We start from the raw sequence: 21,580 nt of genomic DNA on the forward strand, positions 1-21,580 counted from the left end.
CCAATCACCCATGTCGGTCAAAGCCGCTGCTCACCATCGCGCGAAACAGCTGCTCACGATCGCCTGAAATCGCCGCTCACCATCAGCGAAATGCGCAGTAGCCAACGGGAGCGCCGACGCGATATCCCAGGCACGCCAGCGAGCATCCGTCCCGCTGGGCGGCGGTGACCTCGATTGCGGCCAAGATCGGCTGCACACCGCAGACGCTGCATGACTGGGTCAAGAAGGCCGAGATCGACAGCGGGCAGCGGGCCGGTGTCCCGACTGAGATGGCCGAGAAGCTGAAGGCCCTGGAACGGGAGAACCGTGAGCTGCGGCAGGCCAACGAGATCCTGCGCAAGGCAAGCGCCTATTTTGCGATGGCGGAGCTCGACCGCCGGTCTAAGCCATGATCGCCTTCATCGACGATCATCGTGGGGCGCATGGGGTCGAGCCGATCTGCAAGGTGTTGCCGATCGCCCCCTCGACCTACCATGCCCATGTGGCCAAGCGGCGCGATCCCGCCAAGCTGTCGGCGCGAGCCAGGCAGGACGCCGCGCTGAAGATCGAGGTTCGGCGCGTCTTCGATGAGAACTTCTCCGTCTACGGCGCGCGCAAGGTGTGGCGGCAGCTCAAGCGAGAAGGCTTCGATGTTGCTCGTTGCACGGTGTCGCGATTGATGCAGGACATGGGTTTGCAGGGGGTTATCCGCGGCAAACCGGTTAAGACCACGATCAGCGACAAGGCCGCGCCATGCCCGCTGGATCACGTCAACCGCCAGTTCAGGGCGCCAAGGCCGAACGTCCTTTGGCTCTCCGACTTCACCTATGTCGCGACCTGGAGCGGATTCGTCTACGTCGCCTTCGTCATCGACGCCTATGCCCGCAGGATCGTGGGCTGGCGGGCCTCGCGCACGGCGCATGCAGGCTTCGTGCTCGATGCGCTGGAGCAGGCACTGCATGATCGACGCCTTACAGCGTTCATCGCAACCTCCAAACTCCGAGTGTTGCGACGACCGTTTGAATCCGCCCAATACGTCTCCATTAAGTACACCGAACGCTTGGCTGAAGCTGGTGTCGAGCCTTCTGTCGGCAGCGTCGGAGATTCCTATGACAACGCTCTCGCCGAAACCATCAACGGCCTTTACAAGGCCGAAGTGATCCATCGGCGCGGACCATGGCGCAGCTTCGAAGCCGTCGAGTTCGCGACGCTGGAATGGGTGGACTGGTTCAACGACCGAAGGCTCCTCGAGCCCATCGGCAACATACCGCCGGCCGAAGCCGAGCAACACTACTACGCCATGCTGGAACAACCCGCCATGGCGGCATAACTTAAACCAAATGGCCTCCGGCAAACCCGGGGCGGTTCACCTCAACCGCGGTGGGGATAACATCACGAGAGATTTCGCGCGGATGGTCAGATTGCCAAGCCCAGAAGACCTTCATGTCTCGATCAGCTTTCCAAAAATGCCCGGTACCACCTGACCTGGCTCTCACTAACCTGAAAGCGTCCGTCCATCATTTGAGCCTTATCGCGGTCAGCACCAACGATTACGCGGCCCAACTCCTGAATGCGGTCGAACAGGTCAAGGACTTCGTTTGAGCGCTCTAGAATGCCTTCGCTGGAGTTCACCCTTGTATGTGTAATGGTTAGCAAGTTCATCCAGCAACCTTTTGTAGTCTGTGAGGATCGGCCGCATGTAGATCATCGCGACATCCTCGACTTCGGGAGGAACGTCTTTATCGCCGAACAGGAGCTTGGCGAGCTGCAGAGCTGGCGCCCACGTCCAGCTTTCGCTCCCCTGCACCAGCCGTTCCTTCATCAGATCGACAAAGTCGAGCTTGCCATACTGAAACGGCGCATGGGGCCACCCGTCCTGGATATAGAAGTCGTACATGCCGTGAGCAAACAGTGCTCGGATGGTCTGGTCGCTGGTGATCTTATTGATCTCGACCGGACGGGCCGCTGATAACTTGTTGCTCAGGTAAGCAAACATGATCTCGGCAATCTGGCGCACCGAATAAACGCCTTGGGATGCTTCGCCCAGAAGGGCCGAGATCATAGGCAGTTCGGTCTTGGTGGCGAACTTCTCCAGCCATTCCGTTGAGGCGCGCCGCAACCGCACATCAATGGGGTGGGGAGGCTGCGTGAGCTTTCGGGCGTTTTCGAGGGCTACCCTGTAGCGGTGTATCCAATACTTCGTCCGGCTTGGCGGCTCCAGGAACACATCGCCATAGGCAACCTCCAACTCCCGCGCCAGCCACTCCTCCTGCTGGCGTTTGAACACTCCCGTCCGGGCATCGTGCAACATCCCCCCGAGGTCCTTCAGGACCGGGTGGGTTCGCGCCCGGGTGCCGAAGATTTCCTCTAACTTTGCTTTCTCGGCATCGCCTTCAACAATGTACGGGGCCTGGTCTACCCAAAAGATGATGGGCGCAGGATCTCCAATCCGGAAAAGCCGTTGCCGGTAGGTGTCCGGAATCAGCCCGGTCAACTCGTACCCGTCGGCGTTAATCCGGCATCCTTCCCCGCTCGAAGGCGCCCGTATCGAAGGGATGTATCCGCTTCAAGGGTGGCGGATTGCTGAAGCGCATCACGAACACGGTCGGCAGCTGCCACGGTTCCGGGTTCAGCGCATCCTTGCCCTTATAGGCAGCACGACCGACGAACAGATAGCAGAGCTTTTCGCCCTGGAAGACGTTGCACTTCACCGCGAGAAGCTTCTCTTCATTCAAGATCGGAATCAGGTTGCTCGAAGCGGTGCTGTGTATCCACGGCGGACTCTTCGGTACGGCAGGTTGCTGTTCTTCAAAAACTCGCGGAGCTTCACCTCTGTGGGCTTGACCATCGGATATCCATGGGGTGCAGCAAATCACCGGGACGCCAATCTATCAAAACCGGTTGCGGCAGGTAGGTTCTCACAACCGTAATCCCCACTACTCAACCGAAATGTCTGACGATGCCATTGGTAAGAAAAAGAAGCGTACAGAGGGAGACCAAGACGCCAGCCAGGACCGCGAGCAGCATGAGGACAAACCCCCGCTCCCGGCCAAAGGCTCGAACAACGGTCTCGGACTGAGATAGGATTCCGCCCATCCCTACGGCGATCCTCGCCAGGTTCGGTTCTCGCTTTTGCGTGGCTTTAGCCATGCCCGTCTCCGAAAGTGAGCCTCCGGGATGCTTCCCGGCTCGTACCGTACGACCATTCCCGAGGCGTCAACCGCCAACAACGCACCACGACTATCCCCATCGGGTTTGCAGTTTGGAAAAACCTCTTTGACGCTTCATCCAACACCAATGGTTAGCCGATATCAGCGACGCCTCACCGATCTGCCGCTGGCAGGGCGGCCGGTTCGCCTGGTAGTCATGGCGCGCCGCTTCCGCTGCGTTACTGTTATGTGCGGTCGACGTATTTTCACCGAGCGTTTCGATGACGGCGCTCTGGCGCCGTGGGCGCGCCGAACGGCCCGGCCCAATCTGTTTTGCCCGTCGACTTATGCTGCCCGTGAGCAACGATACGTTACGTCGGGTGGTTCGAAGGCGCGGGTGACCGAAGGCGATTACTTCGAGCTGCAAGCCGGCGCACCATGGCTCGGTTGGAGCGATGAGAGGAGTTTACGGCGAGGGCGTGAGGAACTCTAGATCTGTCAGTTCGGAGTTCGTGAACGGACTGCGTCGACGATAGCATTTTGGCGCAAAGCTTAATCGGCAGAATTCAATTCGGTAAAACGCAGCCGACTAAGACGCATGTTCTCCAACGCAATCTTCGCCGGATCGGTGGGAAGGGAGAACATCTGCCCGTCGATTGCTTCTATCTTATAGGCGAAGGCAGTGTGGTGGTCGGTTTTAGTTCCTCCGGTTCTATACATAACGCATCCAACGAGAAGCACATAAGAGTCGGTCGAGAACGGCTTTGTTGGCCAACCTCCAAGGCCAATTCTAATTGTACCATAATTCTGAGAAGGCTCTTCGTCGGGAAAGATAGTTGTTCCACGAGTCGTGGCGACGACAGATTGGGAGTCCGTAGCTTGCGTGCTAGGTCGAGTGCAGGTTTCCTTCTGCTGCTTGTACAGTTCGTCCATAGGATAATCACCCCCCGGTTTGGGGACGATCCAGGAGCTTCCGATGAGCACTGCCTGTGCGGGAAGATGGCCGACATTTTTAGTTTGGTAGCCGAGGGAGAGTTCGTATCCCTCAAACGTCGGTTTCGACGGGCCCATTTCCAAGGCGATGCGTTTAAAGCCTGTAAGAAGCTTGGTGGCCACGGTCAGCCAAGCCCTTTGCGCATCCCGTGCGGCAGCAATTTGATCCTGCGCGGCAGTCAATTGGCCTTGAAAAATCTCCCTGGCCCGCCGCGATTCCTCCCATGCTTCGTAAGCGAAGATCGCCAAGGTGAGGGTAAACACCGCGTTGAGCCAAGCGGGAATGTCCAGCTGGCGATACCAAGGCCGCCCGTGAGGTTCTCTTCTACGCAGAACGTTCTTGAACCTCAGGACGAGCCGCTGATTGCGTTGTCCTCGCATCAACATAGTCTGCGCGCTAAACAGTTGGTTGTCCATGGGCGTGGTTGCACGGAGCGGAAGCAATGACATACTAAATAGGGCCGCAGCATACTTCGCGAAGGAAGCGACATGAAATTTGCCTTCGTCGCGAAGCGCCGATCTGGGCGACGGATTTCACCGAGTCGATGTCCACTCCGACTCGAGCGTCGACGTGCAGACCGCCGTCGTCGCAGGCTGCTGTCCTTCAGCCGAATTTCAAGGTCCTCTCGGAGAACCTTCGAAAGGCTGCCGTGATGAGGATAGAACTCGTTCGGGACGCCCGCTTTCTCGCATCTGAGGCGAAGACGGTCGGCTGCCGATGCCTCGGTCCCGCGAGACCCGCCAAACATAAGATTGTTCGTGCCGCGCAGAGCGCGAACAACGTGGTCGCAAATCGCGTCAAGTGCGATGCTTTTGGGGGCGTGAGCATCTTGGCTGGTCCCTTCCGCGTGATCTGAGGGCTCCACGTACCCACGTATGTGGAGCTTCAATTCCGGCGAATCCGCCTTCGCCAGCCAGCCCATTGCTTGGTTCATATCCGCCGATGGTGGTCGACAATCCAACTCTGCGGGCCGCCTTCTTTGCTATGACGTCGATGCGCAGTTCATTCAGTGCAATGTCGAACTTGCGGAGCTCATTCACTTCTATCATGTTCGTACTTGCTTGGAGGCAAAATCGGGATTTAGATTTTGTAATGCTGGCCGGTGTTTACCGTCGCGCGACTGGGTGACCGCACTTTCCTGCGCGACAGCTAGCTGCACGTTCGTGCGTGACCTTACTTCCGACGCAAAACATGGCGGTGTGGCTGGGCTGCATCCACCGATGCGCACGTTGGTTCAAATAACCTTGTTCGCCCATTTCTCGAGGTCCGCGCACCGACGCATCAGTTCATCAAATGTCTCGGGCTCGTCGAGCAAGAGTCCGTCCGCGATCATGTGCTTGTAATCTCGTTCCAAGACGACTCGCGATTGTCCCTCTGGGACGAGCTTTAAGGCGCCACCGACGGCCGAGTTGTATTCGATGACCGCCCCGGCAGAATCCTTTTCTGAGAAGAACCACGACTTGTGCTCCGCAACGGTTACAGCAAGTTTTCGGTCCTTCATTGCCGATTCCGCAATCCCTGCATCGTCCAATCTCACAAGGTCATACCAGTGGCGAGCGAAGCGTTCGCCTTTCAGTTTCCCTTGAACGCAAAAGACATGGATCGCAGTCGCCTTCTCCCAGAAGGTTCGCTCCGCTTTCATGGTCTTGGGCTTAGCGGTCGGGAATTCGAGAGTTTCAAGGTACTGGGCAGCGTCGCAAACGACGTCATGAAGTTCGCTCGGCTCCCCTGTCGATCGTGCGCCGAATTCGAGCATCACGGCGGGGCTCACATAGCCGCTACCAGTCTCCAAGGGATCGTACGTGACGAAAATCTTGTCGTCCTTGGCTTCAGCCTTGGCGCTCAGCTTGTCATGTTGCAAGCGCTTATTGATTACGGGCAACGCCTTTTCCTTGACCCAGACTGGGAGGCGTTCTCGTGCCTTGTCGCTCCACTTTTTGCTTTGACTGCGGCTCTGAGGGACCGGATTGTCCTCACTTGCGCTCACCAGGTCCGGAGCTATCGCGCGGATGTCGTAGGTGAGATCGACGTCTTCCGAGAAACGGCGGATTGCGCCGTAAGCCTTCGAAAGGGACGTTCCGCCCTTGAAGACCAGATGGTCGCCCATTGGCGAGGAAAAAAGCGCATTCAGGCACCAAACGACCCAAACATCCTTCTCGAGAAGATGTGCAGGTAGTCCTGAGTTTGAAGCAGCAACGCCGAGCGCCTCTCGGCGCTCGGCATTCGATAGATTTAGAAATTTATCCAACGCGCAGTTCGCTTACCGGCTTGGCAAGCCAAGTCGGCAATGAAGGTGCGGCAGACCTCAGTTCGTTCGCTTCAATCGGAGTCAGTTTTTGACTGACCGATTGCAAGGCTTGTCTTGCAGTCTCAGGACCGACCCAGGCAAGCGCGCGCACGACCTCACCTGCTCGACGGTTGGCCAGGGTAAGCTGCCAACGCGGTGCATGCTTGAATTCCACAACTTGCTTGCCAAGATGGAGCTGGCGGGAAGGACCGGAGGTCAGAAAGACCTGCCGAACAGGTACCTGCGTCGTCAAACCGAGGTGGTTGGCCGCCGCAGCGCCGCTGGAAACGATAATTTCACCGCTGCGCGCCTTGGTCTCCTCAATGACTTTTTCGACCGACGGAGCTCTAGTCCCGAAGCGGCTTTCGACCGGACGTAGATATACCCCTCGCCTCGCGCGCAAGAGCTTTCCTCGCTCGGCAAGACGCGAAAGGGCCTGATCGACGGCAGCACGCTTTCCAAGTTGCAAAAGTGCCTTGGCAGCGATGGGCGCGCCTTCGGGCAGTTCTTTTGTGACTTCCAAAATCCGGGTGCTCAGGGTGGTCATGGCACTCACTCCACTGTCAGAAACATAGGAGAACTTCTGACACCCTACAAGTGTCGCCGTGAGAAAGGTTTCCCTTGGAAAATCAATTACTTGTCAAAACATAGGGCCGATCCGGCTATTTCAAGAGTTCCACAATCAGGTTTTCAAGCCCAATCCCAGTCCTCACGAGCTGCTCAGCCGACGAGGTAAGCCGACCATTCCCACTCCTAATTCCCTCCGAGTAGACGAACACCTCCAGCTCGCGAGAAAACAAGCAAACTGATCGACGGAGCGGCGGCGAGATATTCGACGTCGCCCTTTCGCGGGCGCCCCCGCGAGAGATTGGGGCTCGCAGCCAAAGACGGCCTCGCACCATCCCTCCTGGCCATCCATCAAGCGCACAATGGTAGCAGGCCTGTCCCGGCACCACACACTGTCGGGTCCGGCCGGTTGATCGCGATCTCAGCGCAGATGGCGGCGCTCCGCCGCGAAACCTCCGAGGTCCGCCTTTAAGGTCCGAGCTTGCACCGGCACTGCAGGTGGGCAGCCAAGTCGCACCGGGGCGTTAACTGTCGGGCCCGGCAAGATCGGCTTGCTCCGCGGCCGTCGGCCCCGGCTTGCCGAGCCTCGCCGCGATGAATGCGTGGAAGGCGGCCATGGTGTACACCTCGTAGGGACGCCGCGTCGTCATGGTCAGCAGCCATCGGGCCAAGTTCCATCGGCACACTCTGCCAAGCGCCCCGCGCGGGGGCTACGGTAGAGAGACATTTAGCAAATTCCGGAAGATGGCTTTCATCGCTTTAACCTAAGCTTGCCGCCTTCCCTTCAGTTCGGCACCTTTCCCATGATGACAGTAGCAAGCTTCCTGTCCTTCTTCGGCATCATGATCGGGCTGGTCTCCATTGCCTTTCCACTCCGCTTCCTGTACATCCGCGACCGCCGAATGGCGGCAATCGTGCTGACAGTCTCGGTGGTTACGTTCCTGCCGGTGACCGCCATCGATGGCGCAAAGGAAGAGGCCTTGGCGCGTCAAGAGCACGCCATCGCCCCTACGTCGAAGTCGCCCGCCGAACTGGCTGAAGAGGTTTGCCAGGCGCCCGGCGCGATCCCGGATTGCGAGGCAGTCCTGACCAAGCAGATAGCCGAGGAAGGGGGACATCCGAAGAAGCCGGAGCCGGTGCCGGCCGCCGACTCGCGGAACGGCTCCTGCAACTCCGACTGGCGCCAGTGCTCCGATAACGCTGACCTTATGAACAATTTCAAGGACAGCAGCCGCAGTTCGTTGTCGTGCCAGTATGCGGCAAAGAAGCTCGCGAAGTACGGCGCCCCGTCGTTCCCCTTCTTTTCGTTCAGCAACTTCAACAGCGGCAACGACTTCGTGAGGACCGGACAGGCGACGTTGGTCGAGCCCGACGCGGAGTTCCAGAACGCATCCGGCACAATCGTGCACATCGTGGTTACCTGCAAATACGATCTGAATAGCCAGCGGGTAGTAGACGTGAGCCTCGATTGACCCCGCCTTGTTCAGGACAGGCGCTATCCAGGGCACCCCTTTTCGTCCAGCACGGCCCCGATGGGCCCCTTTCGCCGAGCAACCAGGGCCAGAGCCGAAGACCGCGCGCGATATCGGCGCGCTCGCCAATGCCTATTGATTGTACGACCGGCCTCATCGCTCCCCTGGTCAGGGAGCACAATAGTTCAGGCAACAATAGGTCTATCAGCAACGTCGGTACATGCGACAAGACGCGGTGGCACAGTTAGGTTCGAGGGCTAGCATGTTCGCTTCTCTCCGCTTGACCGTCGGGACTCATCAAAATCCAGTGCGACTATTGGTCGGGCACGGCTGAATGAGGATCGTCGGCCCGCACGGACGTCTGCAGCTGCGCCGGGTCTACTTTCTTGCGTTGTGCCCATTCGACAAGATTGGTCGGACGATACCCGGGATCGGCGCGCCAGCGCCCAAACACGCTGCCGTCGATCGTCTCGTTTATGTTGATGTGCCTCCCGTCGTCGCGGACATCCGGCTCTTGGCCAATCGACCGGTAGAGCGGTCGCGTGAACCTGGCGTACATCCCGTAGCCGAAGAGCTTGTAGGAATCGGTGATCGGCGCCACCACCGAATTTCCCTCCAAGTCGACCTCTGATCGAAACGAAAGTCCCTGCGATTCTGCCTTTTTCATCATCCAGCGCAGTGGTGCCTGGGCGAGAAGGTCGGTCTCGTAGCCGCCACCTACGTTGGCGTGGGCGCCCACAAACCAGCGTTGCTCGACGCCGGAGAGCAGTCGCGGCTGCGCGATGATGGCCTTCGGATCTTTTGGATGGTGGACATCCCAGAGGGTGGGAACAAAGTCGTTCCGATGCTCATCGATAGCCAGCGCGTGATATCCGTTCAGGATGGGAAGACGCAGTCCGGTCTGAAGATAATCGAAAGACGAACGGCTGATGCCGGGGATATTCCCTGCCGCCAAGCCGACAGACCCGACGGTGTCCCAGACGCCAATCACCTTGATTTTCGTGGGTTGAGCATACTTGAGTAGCCATCTCTCCTGCTCGGTCAGCTTGGCGACGTCGCCAGCCGCTTCCTTATCCTTCAAAGTCCAAATACTTTCCTCGTCACCTTTCCTATAGCGCTCGAAGAGCTCGCTGACGCCTATGGGCGACCCAGCCTTGAGGATGCCGTCGATGGCGATCAATCCAGCCAAGGCTCTTGCGGTGTATGCGCCGCGGCTGAAGCCGAAAATGTAGATCTCGTCGCCGTCGTTGTAATTTTCTATGAGCCACTCGTAGGCGAGCCGGATGTTCTCATCGAGCCCCTGTCCGAACACCCCACCGAGAAAACCGTTCACTCCGACCGAGTAGTAGACGAGCTGCGGCTTTCCGTCTCTCCCTTTCGAGGCGCACAGGGCCCGCATCCGCCAGACATTCGTGTTGCTATCGACACTATTCCACGTCCCATCGAGAAAGACCGCCAGACGCTTCTGTTGCTGCTCAGCACCGGCGAAGTTCGGCTGGTTGCCGCTTTTCTCCGCAGGGTGGCCGATAATCACACCGATCGCGACGATTGCGACAATACCCAAGAGAAGGGCCACCCAGTGCGCGAGCCGTTCAAAAATTCGCCAAATCTTCATAAGCAGCTCCACGCTTGCTGATCAATTCTATGACCTTCTCCGGGACTCGATCGCGGGTCAGGGGATCTGATTGAACCCTGTAGGTACGAGCCCAGGTGGGTGGCACAGATCCTTCGCGCTCACTGAGGTCTCAGCGCGTTCGCGACCGCGCTGCCGATCAGAGCCGCGTTGTGCGCATCGACGGCCGCTTGCGATGGGCCGTTCACGATCCTCCCGACCACCTTCCCTCGCTTATCGGTGACCGCTTGGAAAGACGAGGCTCCGGGCGCCAGCGTCATAAGAAGCTCGTGCGTCCTGGTGCGGCTAGCATCGAGCAAGGGACTGGACGGCGTCGACAGCCGAACAAGACTCCATGTCGCGGCCATACTCGCATCCGTCGTGATGATGAACTTGTTGTCGTATTGCGACGAATCCGACTGTGTGCCGGCAACCCCAAGCGGCGGCCCCTCACCATTCGCGGTCGCGCGTGACGACCGATGGAAATCGATCACCTGGACCGCGTCAACGAGCCACTCCCGGATACCGAGGTTTGAGGCATCCACGAACGGCGAGCTGGTCGACCGAGGCCCGAGAGGGAAGCCTGGAGCGCAGCTGCTGCCTATCATCGGCTCAGCCAGATCATTTGCGGAGTAGTAGAAATTATACTTATGCGAGTGCAGATTTTCGGACGAAAGCTGTCCACCCAAACCGAAGGTGAAAGTCTGCGAATTGGCGAGCGGCATCTTGTACGACGCGCCTGGTGTCACCGAACTCTTCTCGTCTGCCTGCAGCGTAAGTTGAATGAGGACGCCCCAGGAGCCCGGCATGTAGGCGTCCTCCGCGGTGGAGACCTGCTTCCCGTTAACTAACCGTACGGGTACCGGAAGTCTGCGGATTTCGTCCCGGCCGAACTTCAGTTCGCAGTAGATGGCGTTCTTGACCTGGCGTTCCATATCCCGCGTAGCGTTGGGGTCCCCCGCCTGATCCCACACTTCTGGTAGCCGCGAATAGGAGAGTCCGCAGCCTGTCAGCGTACAGCCCAGCGCGACAAGAATAAACGATCGCTCCAACATGGTCGCCCCCACAATCGGAACTTTATTCGTTGCCTACGATCGGTTTGGCCCGCAAACGGCGCAGCAGTGCACTGGCCTTGGGTGAAGCGACCGCTATAGTCGGTCCCGATGGGCTGTCGGCGATGATGAGACCTCGAGCGCAGTAGTCGCTCGCCAATGTCAGGTCGTGAACGCATAGGCCCCCTGGGCATTTCGGCGCTCCTGGCTCACCGCAACGCCAGGCAAACGCCTCGCCTGAAACGAAGGTCACGAAGATTATGGACAAGCAAAACGCGCGCATGAAGTCCCCCCACCATCGGCCCGAAAACCGACCGCCAACAAACAGTTGATATCATAAATTAAACGACCTTACATTGCGGTTGAATATTTCGCAAGATGGGCATCCACTGATGAGCAACAGCCAACGCGCATCGTCGCGTGGTTACTGCCCGTGCCAACGAATGCGGCGTTCTGATCCCGACGCTTTCGCAGCTCGCCGCTAGATTGGCCGGCGGCTTGTCGCCTTTAAAGCGAGTACGGTATTTACAAAACGCACACCATAATTCCTTGCCGCTATTGCGCTGAGGACAAATTGCGCGAGGAGCGCGGCCGCAAATACGAGCGCAGTCTTATATGTCTGCATGGTCACTACGCCGATTCCGCCAAAGACCATCAGCAGCATGAACGCAATGCCGGCATAGTCGCGCGTCAGCAGGAACATGCGATGGACCTGCAGCACGCCCGGATCGTCCTCTACCGACTTGTAGAGCTTATACCAAAGAGCATTTTGCTCGCTCGACGTGGTGGGAAACGGCCCCACGTTAGTCTTGAGTGTCCCGATATCGATTCTCGCATCGCGATGAAGATAGTAAGAAAACGCTCGACATCCAGGCAGGGGATCGTGCCAACGCCAAAACACCAATCTGGCCTTGGTTTGGATATCAAGCAAACCGTTGATCACTCCGATGAGCACGGCCCCCAATCCAGCAGGTATAAGCGCCTGCCAATGCTTCAGCATCTCCTGATAATCGGCTGCAACAAGCTGATCAGTCTTAAGCGCAACCGCGAAAATAGCGATGTTGACGACCAGGATGGTGATTAAGGAGGTAGTGTTCTGATCCTTGAGAGATCTCTCTTTCGAGCCCTTCTTAGTCATTGTTCTTGCCTATTTGGGGGCTCGCACCGCGGCAAAGAGCGAGAGAACCGGCTCGCTATCCTTCGGCCAACACGAACGCCATTCGACAAAAAAATGGATCGCCGGACATCCTGAGATGCGAACGCAAGTCTCAGTCTTCCTGTCTGTCGGGATATGGCAAGCATTCGGCGAGGCTGTAGTCATCGCGTTCCGGAGCGTCTTTGGCAGTTCGCTTGTCTGACCCTTCGGTTGAGATGACATGCGCCCCACGATGGTGCATAGCTCGAACAACGGATTTGCGCGGATGATTCTCATCGGCTTTAGCCGAGCTAATTACCGCGGTGAAGGTTGTCTTACCGCCCTGGGCCGCCTTCCTTTCACCCAAGAGTTGATCCAGCAGTTCGGTCGAAACGTTGTGGCGCCCGCCGTGGTGAGGAACCTGGAATCGATCAATGCCGGGCAACGTCAATCCGATCAAAGGTGCATAGTCGATGACTTCTTTGAGCCCAGTGCGTCCAGTATCGCCGGTAAGCAAGATTTTGCAACCATTGAGATAGGCATACTGAACCACGCTCATCTCGTTTTCGTTGCTCGTCTCGCCCGCGGGAAAATATTCGTCACCCCAAGCTGCCTTGACGAGCGCGGCGGCCTCCTTCGCCACACGAATAACCGCATCGCGCGCGATCTCGAGCAACCCTTTCTCCTCGGGGGTTTTGTCGGAGGAGACAACCAGATCCAGAAAGCGCGAACGGATCGGAGCCATCACGCGGAAAGCACCAATCGTGCTACCCTGAAATGGTTCATATATCGGGATGTTCTTTCGGAGGGCGATCTCTTCAAGAGCAACTAGATTGGAATAAGCCTCCCTCAAGGCTTTCTCCAGCCCTTGAGAGGTCGTGAAGCGTTTGAACCTAGGAAGAAGCTCTGCAGCATAACGCCAGGGTCGCAACATCCAAAGCGCGCCGACCTCAAAATCCTCCAGGACGCGCTGCAGGCCTCCCGCATGATCGCCATCGTTGTGAGTCGCCACGACATGATCGATCCGCCTCGGCGTCCCGTAGTATTTGTTAAGAAAGTTGACGACCTTCTCGCCGGTTGATTGATAGCCTCCATCGACCACATGAATGAAGGTCTGATTATTCAACTCATAGCGAACGCAAATGGCGTCACCGCTGCTCTTTGCTTCGACATCTAAAAAATCGACCTCAAAATAGTCAGCCACGTTTCCGTCTCCAAGAGCTTGGCCTGAGATTTTTCAGGCAATGATTCTGGTCACAGCGATACCGAAATGGACTCTTTCTAGGGGTGCCGAGAATCACGTTAGTCCCGAATCTCAGATGAGTGGGTTGCATTAGGATGCGAAAATCTCGCATCGGTCAGCTCCCCGTTGGCCTCGCAACCTGAAAACGCCAATATTGAACGAGGAATTCGACCCGATACGGCGCCGCTGCCGCGGCGCGTCAGAGGGCCCGCTGAAGCCGTGCGCAGCGCATTCTGCATACCGCGGAGGTTCTCCGGGGGCTTTTATCTATCTTGAGACGCCGTTTCTCGTCGCAACTTGTCCGAAAACGCGCTTTCTTTGCGCGAATCGCCGTCACCCGCCCCGCAAAGAAGCTCGCCACCGCAAGTAGCGGGCAGTCGATTCCGGATATAATTCAGTTGCAGCACCTCCTGACACTCGTTCTCGCAACACGCGGAGCACAACGTCTGCCCATCGGGATTTCCAGGAATTCACAGAACGGATCAGAAGCGGGGTCCATGGCTTCCTGACGGAGCTGCCAGGACTCACCCACACCAATTCTCAAGACGATCCGGACCGGTCGTTGAGACCCGCGCCTCTCATCTTCGACCTACCGAGAAGGCCGAGCCAGCGGGCGTATGGATAGCGACTGAGAATGAGGCATCACTACCGATGTCGCCCCGGTGCAGATATTCTTTTCGCGCTTTAGACGCACAGAATCATCAATCGAGCCTCGGCCAGGACTCGCGGGCCGGGAGCGCCACGACTACTAAACCCATCCACAAAGTTGTCGTCTATATCAACGCTGGTCGGAGCCCTGCTCAGGAATGAGCGCCGCGCCCCCGAGCGAGATTGGACCATCGGGCTTAGCGAATTGGTCTTCGCTGGCCGTAAGCCCGGATGGCCAGACGGGTGAGAAGGAGCCGACGGCATAGAACGGCTAAATTCTGCAAAATGTACGAGGCCGGAAAGCCACCAGGCTCACGCGGCGCTTTCTGCAAAGCCGCCTTCGATATAGCCTACGGCTCCTACCTGTATGAGGCGCAAGACCTGGTGGTAAGTGGAGGAGCTTGCTTCATAGACGGTCTCTACGACTGAAGCGGGTGCAGCCTGGGGGAATGTCGCAAACGTCTCGTTGAGGACGCGCCCATCCATTTGGCTAGGGGCGACAATTCCCAGAAGATGCAGAATGGTCGGCGCGATGTCGCAGATCCCCGACGGAACTTCTGAAAGGCTGCCCGAGCGGAAGGCAGGTCCGGCGAGAATGCCGACCGCCGCCATCTCTTTAGGATGCAAGCCGCCGTGTACTCCCAGTCCGATCAGCGCGTCGTTGCTCCAGGTTCGGCCGATGAGGCCGAATGGATCGACTTCACTATCGGCACGATAGGAGAACAGGATGTCGCTGGATCGGGCATGATCTGCCATCACAAGTTGGCGCGCAAAACTGCCCGGCGCGATGCCGTCGACGTCATTTCGTCCAGCGGTGAAGATCGGTCCGCACCACGGCGCTTTGGTCATTGCTGCGACGGCCCGCCGGATCTTCAGCTCCGAGGGGTCTGCCAGATAAATGGCTCCGACCTGGCCGGGAACGAGTATTGCATCTACGTCTTGTCCGGGCGCCGAGCCGCAACGGAATCCGGCATCTCTGAGCACTTGGTGAACGTCAGCCTGCGCATGGACGCTCACGTGCCCATGATCGGAGACGGCAATGATGTGAACGTCCCGCCCCCGCCCTTCAGCCTCCCACCAGTCCAGAACGCGACCGAATTGCTGGTCGGCCCAGGCGAGCGCTTCCAAGGTCCGTACCCCTGCCGTGCCGCAGTAATGAGACGAGCTGTCCGGTTCGCCAAAGGAGAGAATGGTGACGTCCGGCCGAAGCTGTGGCCAGACGATGTCGAGCAAAGCCGCCGTCAGATAGCTCTGCGCTGCGAGGTCGGGCGTTCCGGCAGGCGGGGGCGCCGGGGGCGGACCGATTCGAGCATTCAGCGCCTCGAGAAGAGATCGCGAAGTCGCGAGCCGCGCGAAGTGCCCCGAGATTGTGGGATGACCGAGCGTGCGCGCCTTGTGGTTGAACAGGCGGGTCGTCCCGGCAGAATTCGACGCGAGCACCGCGAGCGTCTTGCCGTAAGCGGCAAGAACCTCGCCGAGCGATGGCACGCCCATGAGACGCCCGCCGCTCAATGTATCCAGGGTTTCGACCAGTTGGTCATCCGCCGTGTCAATGTAGCGGGAGGGCACCGCTGAACGGTCGAGGTATTGGTTCCCGACCATGCCATGGCGCCCGGGTGATGCGCCGGTAACAAGGCTAGGCATCGCTGCCCGCGTTTCGCTCGGATAGACGGTGACATTCCGGCCGAGGGTCACGCCCTGGCGCTGCAGCCTGTGAAGATGAGGAGTGGCTGTAGCGTTTATAAGATCGGGACGGAGCCCATCGAAACTGACAAGGATGACGCGGCGGGTAGCAGGGGAAGTTACAGAGGCCTTCACGATAATGTCTTGTCCATGCGGTCGCGCAGCCAGTCCCCCACCAGCGAGATGGACAGTGTGGTGAGCGAGATGATCAGCGAAGAGGGGACGAGTATCCAGGGCGCGCGGGTCAGATAGTCACGACCATAGCCGACCATATTGCCGAGGGAGGTGAGCGGGGGCTGCACGCCCAGACCAAGGAAGCTCAGACCACTCTCGAGCAGAATAATATCCGGAAAGGCAAGAGTCATGGTGACGATCAAGGTTGAGGCGATGTTCGGTAGGATGTGGCGCAGGTAAAGGCGGCAAGGTCCTGCACCCAGCTGGCGTACGGCGACCACATAGCCTTGCGTGTTCGCGCTCATCGCGAGCGCGCGCGTGACGCGCGCGTAGCGCTCCCAGCCATGAAGGCCAAGGAGGGCCACGAAGAGCAGCAGAGAGTTACCCACGAATGCAAGTACCGCGAGCGCTAGAACGAGAAACGGCATGCTGGCCTGGAAATCGACACATGCGAGGATGACCTGTTCGACCCAGCCGCGGAAATGGGCGGCGAGAAAGCCGAGCGTGGTACCCAGGCATGCGCCTATCAACGTGGCTCCAAAAGCAATGAAAAGGCTCATCCGGATCGATATAAGTAAGCGCGCCAGCAGATCCCTGCCAAGCTCGTCGGTGCCGAACAGATGCGATACGTGCCCCCCGAAGCCAATAGGCGCGGCGAGACGATGCCGAAGATCAAGTGCGGCATAATCATAGGGAGCGAGACGATCTGCCAGGATCGCGATGACGAGCATGAGCGCGAGCCAAGCGATGGCGCCTTGCACAGCAACATTGCGCCAACGAAGTACTCTCTTCTTCTTAACGTGAGCAAACGACATCTGTCCGGCAGACATTTCCGCCATCTACGCTCCTCCAGCAGAGCGCGTATCGCGCAGACGCGGATCGAACATACCGTAAAGGAGATCGACTGCGAGGTTCGTCGCGATCATGGCGGCTGCCACCAGCAGCAAGATGCATTGGACCACAGCCAAATCGCGACTTACGACGGAGACGACGAGCAGACTGCCGATTCCCGGCCAGGAAAAGACGCTTTCGACGAGCACCGTCCCCGCGATTAAGTTGCCTACCATCAAACCCACGATGGTCAACACTGGTATGGCGGCATTGGGCAGGGCATGACCCGTCACGACTCTGCGCCATGGCACACCCTTGGCACTCGCCGTGCGGATATAGGCTTGCCCGAGCACCTCGAGCATGGCGCTGCGGGTGAAACGAGCCAGAACGGCCGCGCCGCCAAGGCCAAGCGTGACCACCGGCAGGACCATATGGCGCACGCTGCCGGCGCCCCCTGAAGGAAACCAGGGAAGCTCGACCGCAAAGGCGAGCACGAGTACGAGGCCGAGCACGAATGAAGGCACGGTGAAGCCCGCTACCGTCACCATCATCACCAGACGGTCGGTGAAACTGTCGCGCTTGAGGGCTGCATAGATGCCGGCCGGAATGCCTAGGAGAAGATTGAGGCCGAGTGCCGGAGCAGTGAGCATCAGCGTGACCGGGATGCGTTCGGCAACAACCGTGGCGGCAGTACGCCCGTCCCGCATGGATTGGCCGAGATCTCCGTGGACGACCGCAAGAAGATATTTTACGTATTGGACCCAGACTGGTGCATCGAGCCCCCAAGCCTTGCGAAACGCCTCGACCGCGTCGGCCGGCGTTTCCGGCGACAGCATCGCGCGAGCGGGATCGCCAGAGGCTCGCAGAACCACGAAGGCGAATGTGACGACCATCGCTATGGTGAGCACGGCGCGAGCCACCCGAACCATGATGAAGCGGGTCATCAGGCGACGCTCCCAACTTGAAGACCATCCCTGTTGATCAAATGGCAAGCGACCCTGCGTCCTGCGCCTACCGATGTGAGCTCGGGCACCATCCGTGCGCAGGCCGGAAGAGCCTCCGGACAACGTGGATGGAAGGCGCAGCCGGCGGGCCGCGCCGATGGATTGGGCGGATCACCTTGCAGGATCGTCCGCTCGCTACGCCGTCCAGGCTTGGGTACGGCAGAAACCAGCGCTTTTGAATACGGATGCAAGGGGGCGCGCAGAACTGCATCGGGCGAGCCTTCTTCGACGATCGAGCCGAGATACATCACGGCGATGCGATCACTGATCTGCCGAACGACGCGCAGGTCATGGCTGATGAAGATCATCGCCATGCGGCGCCGCTCCTGCAGGTCACGCAGAAGATTGACGACTTGAGCCTGGATCGAGACGTCGAGCGCGGACACGGGCTCGTCGCACACAATGAGGTCCGGATCGGTCGCGAGTGCCCGTGCCAACACCGCACGCTGGCTTTGGCCACCCGAGAGTTCATGAGGATAGCGCGCCCCGTGATCGGTTCTGAGACCAACGTCAGCGAGGAGCCTATTGATCAGGTCCGCTCTTTCGGACTTGCTGCCGATCCGATGAATTTCGAGCGGTTCTGCGATTTGCGCCCCGATCGTCAACCGGCGATCGAGCGCCCCCAGCGGGTCCTGAAATACCATTTGGATTCGCATCCTGAGATGCCGCCAACGGATATCGCCCATCGGCGGCAACTCTTCTCCGCGGAAGCTGACGGTGCCCGCATCCGGTCGTTCCAGGCCAATGAGAAGCCGGCCCGCGGTGGATTTTCCGCAGCCCGATTCGCCAACCAGTCCGAGCGTCTCGCCGCTGGCCAGAGACAGCGACAGTCCATTGACGGCGTGGACCGTCGAGTGACCCCGAAACAGGCCCTGACGCAAGGAATATCGTCGGACAAGCCCATCGGCCTGGAGAAGCGGTGCGACCGTCAGCGTCATGCGGCGACGGTCTCGTCCTGGCACCGTTGGCCGGCGACATGCAGACAGGCAATTCTGTGGTCGGCATTATCGTCCACAGACGTCAATTCGACGGTGCATTCACCACACTGGTCCGTGCGCAGGTCGCAGCGTGGCGCGAAGGGACATCCTGGCGGAAGGTCCGCCGGGCTCGGAACGACACCGGGAATGGCGGCGAGGCGCTGCCGAGGCCCGTCTAGATTCGGGAGGGCCCCAACAAGCCCGCGTGTATATGGATGAGTGGGATGGTCGAACAGACGCACGGCAGGTGCTTCTTCAATGATGTGCCCGGCATAAAGGACCAGCACGCGCTCGCAGATCTCGGCGACAACGCCCAGATCATGTGAGATCAGGACCAGCGCCATGCCTCTTTCGCGTTGAATCTCTTGCAGAAGCTCAAGGATCTGCGCCTGAATAGTGACGTCCAAAGCGGTGGTGGGTTCATCGGCGATGAGGATGTCGGGCTGTCCCGCAAGCGCCATGGCAATCATGACCCGCTGATTCTGCCCACCGGAAAACTCGTGCGGATAGCCGCCAAGCCGTCGCGCCGCATCGGGAATGCCGACCTGATCCAGCAGACGACGCGCTTCATTCAGCGCGCTGCGCCTGTCCATTCCACGATGGAGTTGCAGAGCTTCGCCGATCTGATCGCCCACGGTACGCACCGGATTGAGCGCGCTGGTCGGATCCTGAAATATCATTGCAATTCGGCGACCCCGCACCTGTTCCAGATGACGGGCGGGAGCAGCATGGAGAAGCTCTTCGCCAGCAAAGCGTACGCTGCCTGCCGTCCGGGCGCGCGACCCCAAGAGACCAAGCGCCGCAAGCCAAGTCACCGACTTTCCGCAACCACTTTCGCCGACCATGCCCAGCGCTTCGCCACGGCGGAGACTAAGATTTATTCCACGCAGCACCGGCACCTGGTCGAAAGCGACCTGCAGCCCTGTGATCTCAAGAAGTGGTGTCATCGGAGCTCCCTGTCCTGCCAGCGTCGACGCGGCTGCTCCTCGCGGGCGGCGTCGTAGGGATTGCGGGAGCCGGGCAGCCCACGTGGTGGAGCTGCGCGCAAGCGGAGGAACGCGTCATTCATCCTGATTCAGGTCCGGATCAAGGCGCTGTTGAATGGGCCGAAATTGAGATCGAGCGTCAGCCCCGGCAACCAGGGTACGTCGCGCCGCTTGCCATAGAACTGGCCGGACACATGCAAAATGACACAGGGCGGATCGACCTCATTGATGATCTCGACCATGCGGCGCACGATTGGACGGCGCTGCTCGGGCTCAGCGGTCTCCTGGAGCTGCGCGCCCAAGGCGAAATACTCCTCGTTCTTCCAGACCCCAACCGACTTCGGCAGGGCGCCGCCGGGGCCGTATTCACGCCAGGGATGGCCGAGATGATCCAGAAACAACGCCGTGTTGGAGGTGTCGAAGATCGCCCGCACCGGCTGGCGCTGAACTTGCGCGAAATTTTCCATCATCTCGATTTTGACGTTCAGGCCGACTGCACGCCACATCTCGATCATGGTTTGCGCGCCAGAGATCTGATTGGGGTAGTAGTTGTTGAGAAGCCGATAAATGATCGGCTCTCCTTTGTAGCCCGCCGCAGCGACCAGCTCCTTGGCCTTATCAGGATCATAAAGCAGCGCGGGGAAATCCTCGATGTAGCCCTGACCATAACTCGCGAGTTGATAGCCATTCGGAATCGGCAGACGGTTCGCCCACAGGCTCTCGATCAAGAGCTTGCGATCGAGCGCAAGGCTCATCGCACGGCGGATCCGCACGTCTTTCAGCACTGGATCGTTCTGGTCGAGCACGAGCGAGCGGATATTCTGTACTGGCCCGCCCGAGACCTGGAGATCGGCCCGCTTCTCGATTCGCTCGAATTGATCGGGTGGGATGTCAGTGATGAGGTCGAGCTCGTTGGCAAGAAGGCCGTTCACGCGCGCGGAAAGCTCGGGAATAATGCGATATTCGACGCCCTCAAATGGTGGCCGTCCGCCCCAATATGCATCGTGCGCAGTCAATGTGACATGGATGTCGAGCTTGTGATTGACGAGCTTGTACGGGCCGCTCCCTACAGGAGCTGCCGTCCAGCGCTCCCACGAGCCCGCGGCGGTGAACGCGCGCTTACAGACGATCTCCGCTCCCCAGGAAGCCAGACGCTGCTCAAGCAGTGCGTCGTTCCCTTTGGCGTGGACAATGACCGTATAGGGATCGACGACATCCACTTTGTCGATCCGGTCCAGCGACTGCAGCGCATCGGACATTCCGCTGCGGCCCGGTCCTAAGAGGTGGTCGGGCCCCAGGCTAAAGGCGACATCTTCGGCAGTCAGCGGGCTTCCGTCGTGGAACGCCACGCCTTTGCGCAGGAACAGCCGCAGCGACTGCGCATCAACTCGCTCCCAACGTTCAGCCAATGCCGGCCGCAGCGCCATCCCATTGGCGTGGTCAAAGCCAATGAGGCTCTCAAACAGCTGTGGCATGATCCGCCGAATGGCGGTGTCGGTTGCGATGACCGGGTCAAACGTGCGGGGAAAGCCGGACATGCCAACTCTTAATCGCCGCCGGGCTGGTTTCTTGCCGTCGCTCTCAGCCCAGACGGCGCTCGCGGTCGGCAACAAACCTGCTGCGACCGCACCAGTCAAAGCCTCTCGCCGTGTCAGATGGCTGCGGGTCATCACCGTCTCCCGGAATTCGCTTCAATCAGTACGGAACGCATAGCCTTGACCTTGCGGCGATCAGCAGATCCTCGCAGAGGCCAAAAACTAAGATCGCTGATCTCGTGCTTGCCAAAC

The 21,580-nt window shown here is 59.1% G+C and carries 18 protein-coding genes, 1 pseudogene and 1 other annotated feature; of the genes and pseudogenes, 2 read left to right on the forward strand and 17 right to left on the reverse strand.

Translation table 11 applies throughout. The features are described from left to right. Positions 1–137: 137 nt before the first annotated feature. Positions 138–1,309: pseudogene (locus IVB42_RS11235) on the forward strand (IS3 family transposase); the annotation flags it as partial. Continuing rightward, positions 347–463 (forward strand) — a sequence feature (AL1L pseudoknot). (Overlaps the previous pseudogene by 117 nt.) A 255-nt stretch (positions 1,310–1,564) precedes the next feature. Here IVB42_RS11235 and IVB42_RS11240 read toward each other — a convergent pair. The 7 genes from IVB42_RS11240 to IVB42_RS11275 all read right to left on the reverse strand — a co-directional run bounded on the left by IVB42_RS11240 (position 1,565) and on the right by IVB42_RS11275 (position 7,647). Continuing rightward, positions 1,565–2,473 (reverse strand): hypothetical protein, encoded by a 909-nt coding sequence (locus tag IVB42_RS11240; protein WP_247470132.1) that lies wholly within the window; start codon positions 2,471–2,473, stop codon positions 1,565–1,567. 16 nt (positions 2,474–2,489) lie between these two features. Next, positions 2,490–2,714 (reverse strand): hypothetical protein, encoded by a 225-nt coding sequence (locus IVB42_RS11245; protein WP_247470134.1) that lies wholly within the window; start codon positions 2,712–2,714, stop codon positions 2,490–2,492. A gap of 205 nt (positions 2,715–2,919) precedes the next feature. Beyond that, positions 2,920–3,129 carry a hypothetical protein gene (locus tag IVB42_RS11250; RefSeq protein WP_247294358.1) on the reverse strand — a complete coding sequence of 70 codons (210 nt, stop codon included), beginning with the start codon at positions 3,127–3,129 and terminating at the stop codon, positions 2,920–2,922. 551 nt (positions 3,130–3,680) lie between these two features. Continuing rightward, positions 3,681–4,538, reverse strand: coding sequence for a hypothetical protein (locus tag IVB42_RS11255; RefSeq protein WP_247470136.1), 858 nt, complete (start codon positions 4,536–4,538; stop codon positions 3,681–3,683). Between the two features lie 818 nt (positions 4,539–5,356). Further along, positions 5,357–6,370 carry a nucleotidyl transferase AbiEii/AbiGii toxin family protein gene (locus IVB42_RS11265; protein WP_247470139.1) on the reverse strand — a complete coding sequence of 338 codons (1,014 nt, stop codon included), beginning with the start codon at positions 6,368–6,370 and terminating at the stop codon, positions 5,357–5,359. Beyond that, entirely contained in the window at positions 6,363–6,956 is a 594-nt protein-coding gene (locus tag IVB42_RS11270; protein WP_247357273.1) for a DUF6088 family protein, read from the reverse strand. Before IVB42_RS11270 ends, IVB42_RS11265 begins: the two co-directional genes overlap by 8 nt. Before the next feature lie 544 nt (positions 6,957–7,500). Then, the gene (locus IVB42_RS11275) at positions 7,501–7,647 is read right to left on the reverse strand and encodes a hypothetical protein (protein WP_247294346.1); all 147 of its coding nucleotides are present in this window, start codon (positions 7,645–7,647) and stop codon (positions 7,501–7,503) included. 132 nt (positions 7,648–7,779) lie between these two features. Here IVB42_RS11275 and IVB42_RS11280 point away from each other — a divergent pair, with 132 nt between their 5' ends. Continuing rightward, complete coding sequence (locus tag IVB42_RS11280) at positions 7,780–8,448, forward strand: hypothetical protein (protein ID WP_247470141.1); 669 nt, start codon at positions 7,780–7,782, stop codon at positions 8,446–8,448. Between the two features lie 313 nt (positions 8,449–8,761). Here IVB42_RS11280 and IVB42_RS11285 read toward each other — a convergent pair whose 3' ends face one another. From IVB42_RS11285 to IVB42_RS11330, 10 genes are all read right to left on the reverse strand, one after another. Beyond that, on the reverse strand, positions 8,762–10,063 hold the full coding sequence (locus IVB42_RS11285) for a DUF2235 domain-containing protein (protein ID WP_247470142.1): 1,302 nt from the start codon (positions 10,061–10,063) through the stop codon (positions 8,762–8,764). A gap of 119 nt (positions 10,064–10,182) precedes the next feature. Continuing rightward, positions 10,183–11,115: a hypothetical protein gene (locus IVB42_RS11290; RefSeq protein ID WP_247294322.1), complete on the reverse strand. Its 933-nt coding sequence runs from the start codon at positions 11,113–11,115 to the stop codon at positions 10,183–10,185. A gap of 478 nt (positions 11,116–11,593) precedes the next feature. Continuing rightward, positions 11,594–12,250 carry a hypothetical protein gene (locus IVB42_RS11295; RefSeq protein WP_247470144.1) on the reverse strand — a complete coding sequence of 219 codons (657 nt, stop codon included), beginning with the start codon at positions 12,248–12,250 and terminating at the stop codon, positions 11,594–11,596. 130 nt (positions 12,251–12,380) lie between these two features. Continuing rightward, complete coding sequence (locus IVB42_RS11300) at positions 12,381–13,451, reverse strand: MBL fold metallo-hydrolase (RefSeq protein WP_247470146.1); 1,071 nt, start codon at positions 13,449–13,451, stop codon at positions 12,381–12,383. 999 nt (positions 13,452–14,450) lie between these two features. Further along, positions 14,451–15,956, reverse strand: coding sequence for a nucleotide pyrophosphatase/phosphodiesterase family protein (locus tag IVB42_RS11305; protein WP_247470148.1), 1,506 nt, complete (start codon positions 15,954–15,956; stop codon positions 14,451–14,453). Continuing rightward, positions 15,953–16,810: an ABC transporter permease gene (locus IVB42_RS11310; RefSeq protein ID WP_247282308.1), complete on the reverse strand. Its 858-nt coding sequence runs from the start codon at positions 16,808–16,810 to the stop codon at positions 15,953–15,955. The genes IVB42_RS11305 and IVB42_RS11310 overlap by 4 nt, the downstream gene beginning before the upstream one ends. Positions 16,811–16,834: 24 nt before the next feature. Next, positions 16,835–17,770: an ABC transporter permease gene (locus IVB42_RS11315; protein WP_247470150.1), complete on the reverse strand. Its 936-nt coding sequence runs from the start codon at positions 17,768–17,770 to the stop codon at positions 16,835–16,837. After that, on the reverse strand, positions 17,770–18,768 hold the full coding sequence (locus IVB42_RS11320) for an oligopeptide/dipeptide ABC transporter ATP-binding protein (protein ID WP_247470151.1): 999 nt from the start codon (positions 18,766–18,768) through the stop codon (positions 17,770–17,772). Before IVB42_RS11320 ends, IVB42_RS11315 begins: the two co-directional genes overlap by 1 nt. Next, positions 18,765–19,754 (reverse strand): ABC transporter ATP-binding protein, encoded by a 990-nt coding sequence (locus IVB42_RS11325; RefSeq protein WP_247470152.1) that lies wholly within the window; start codon positions 19,752–19,754, stop codon positions 18,765–18,767. The genes IVB42_RS11320 and IVB42_RS11325 overlap by 4 nt, the downstream gene beginning before the upstream one ends. A 128-nt stretch (positions 19,755–19,882) precedes the next feature. Further along, positions 19,883–21,463 (reverse strand): ABC transporter substrate-binding protein, encoded by a 1,581-nt coding sequence (locus IVB42_RS11330; RefSeq protein ID WP_247470153.1) that lies wholly within the window; start codon positions 21,461–21,463, stop codon positions 19,883–19,885. Positions 21,464–21,580 lie beyond the last annotated feature (117 nt).

It is taken from the genome of Bradyrhizobium sp. 45 (genome assembly GCF_023073155.1).
GTDB classification, from domain to species: Bacteria; Pseudomonadota; Alphaproteobacteria; order Rhizobiales; family Xanthobacteraceae; genus Bradyrhizobium; species Bradyrhizobium canariense_D.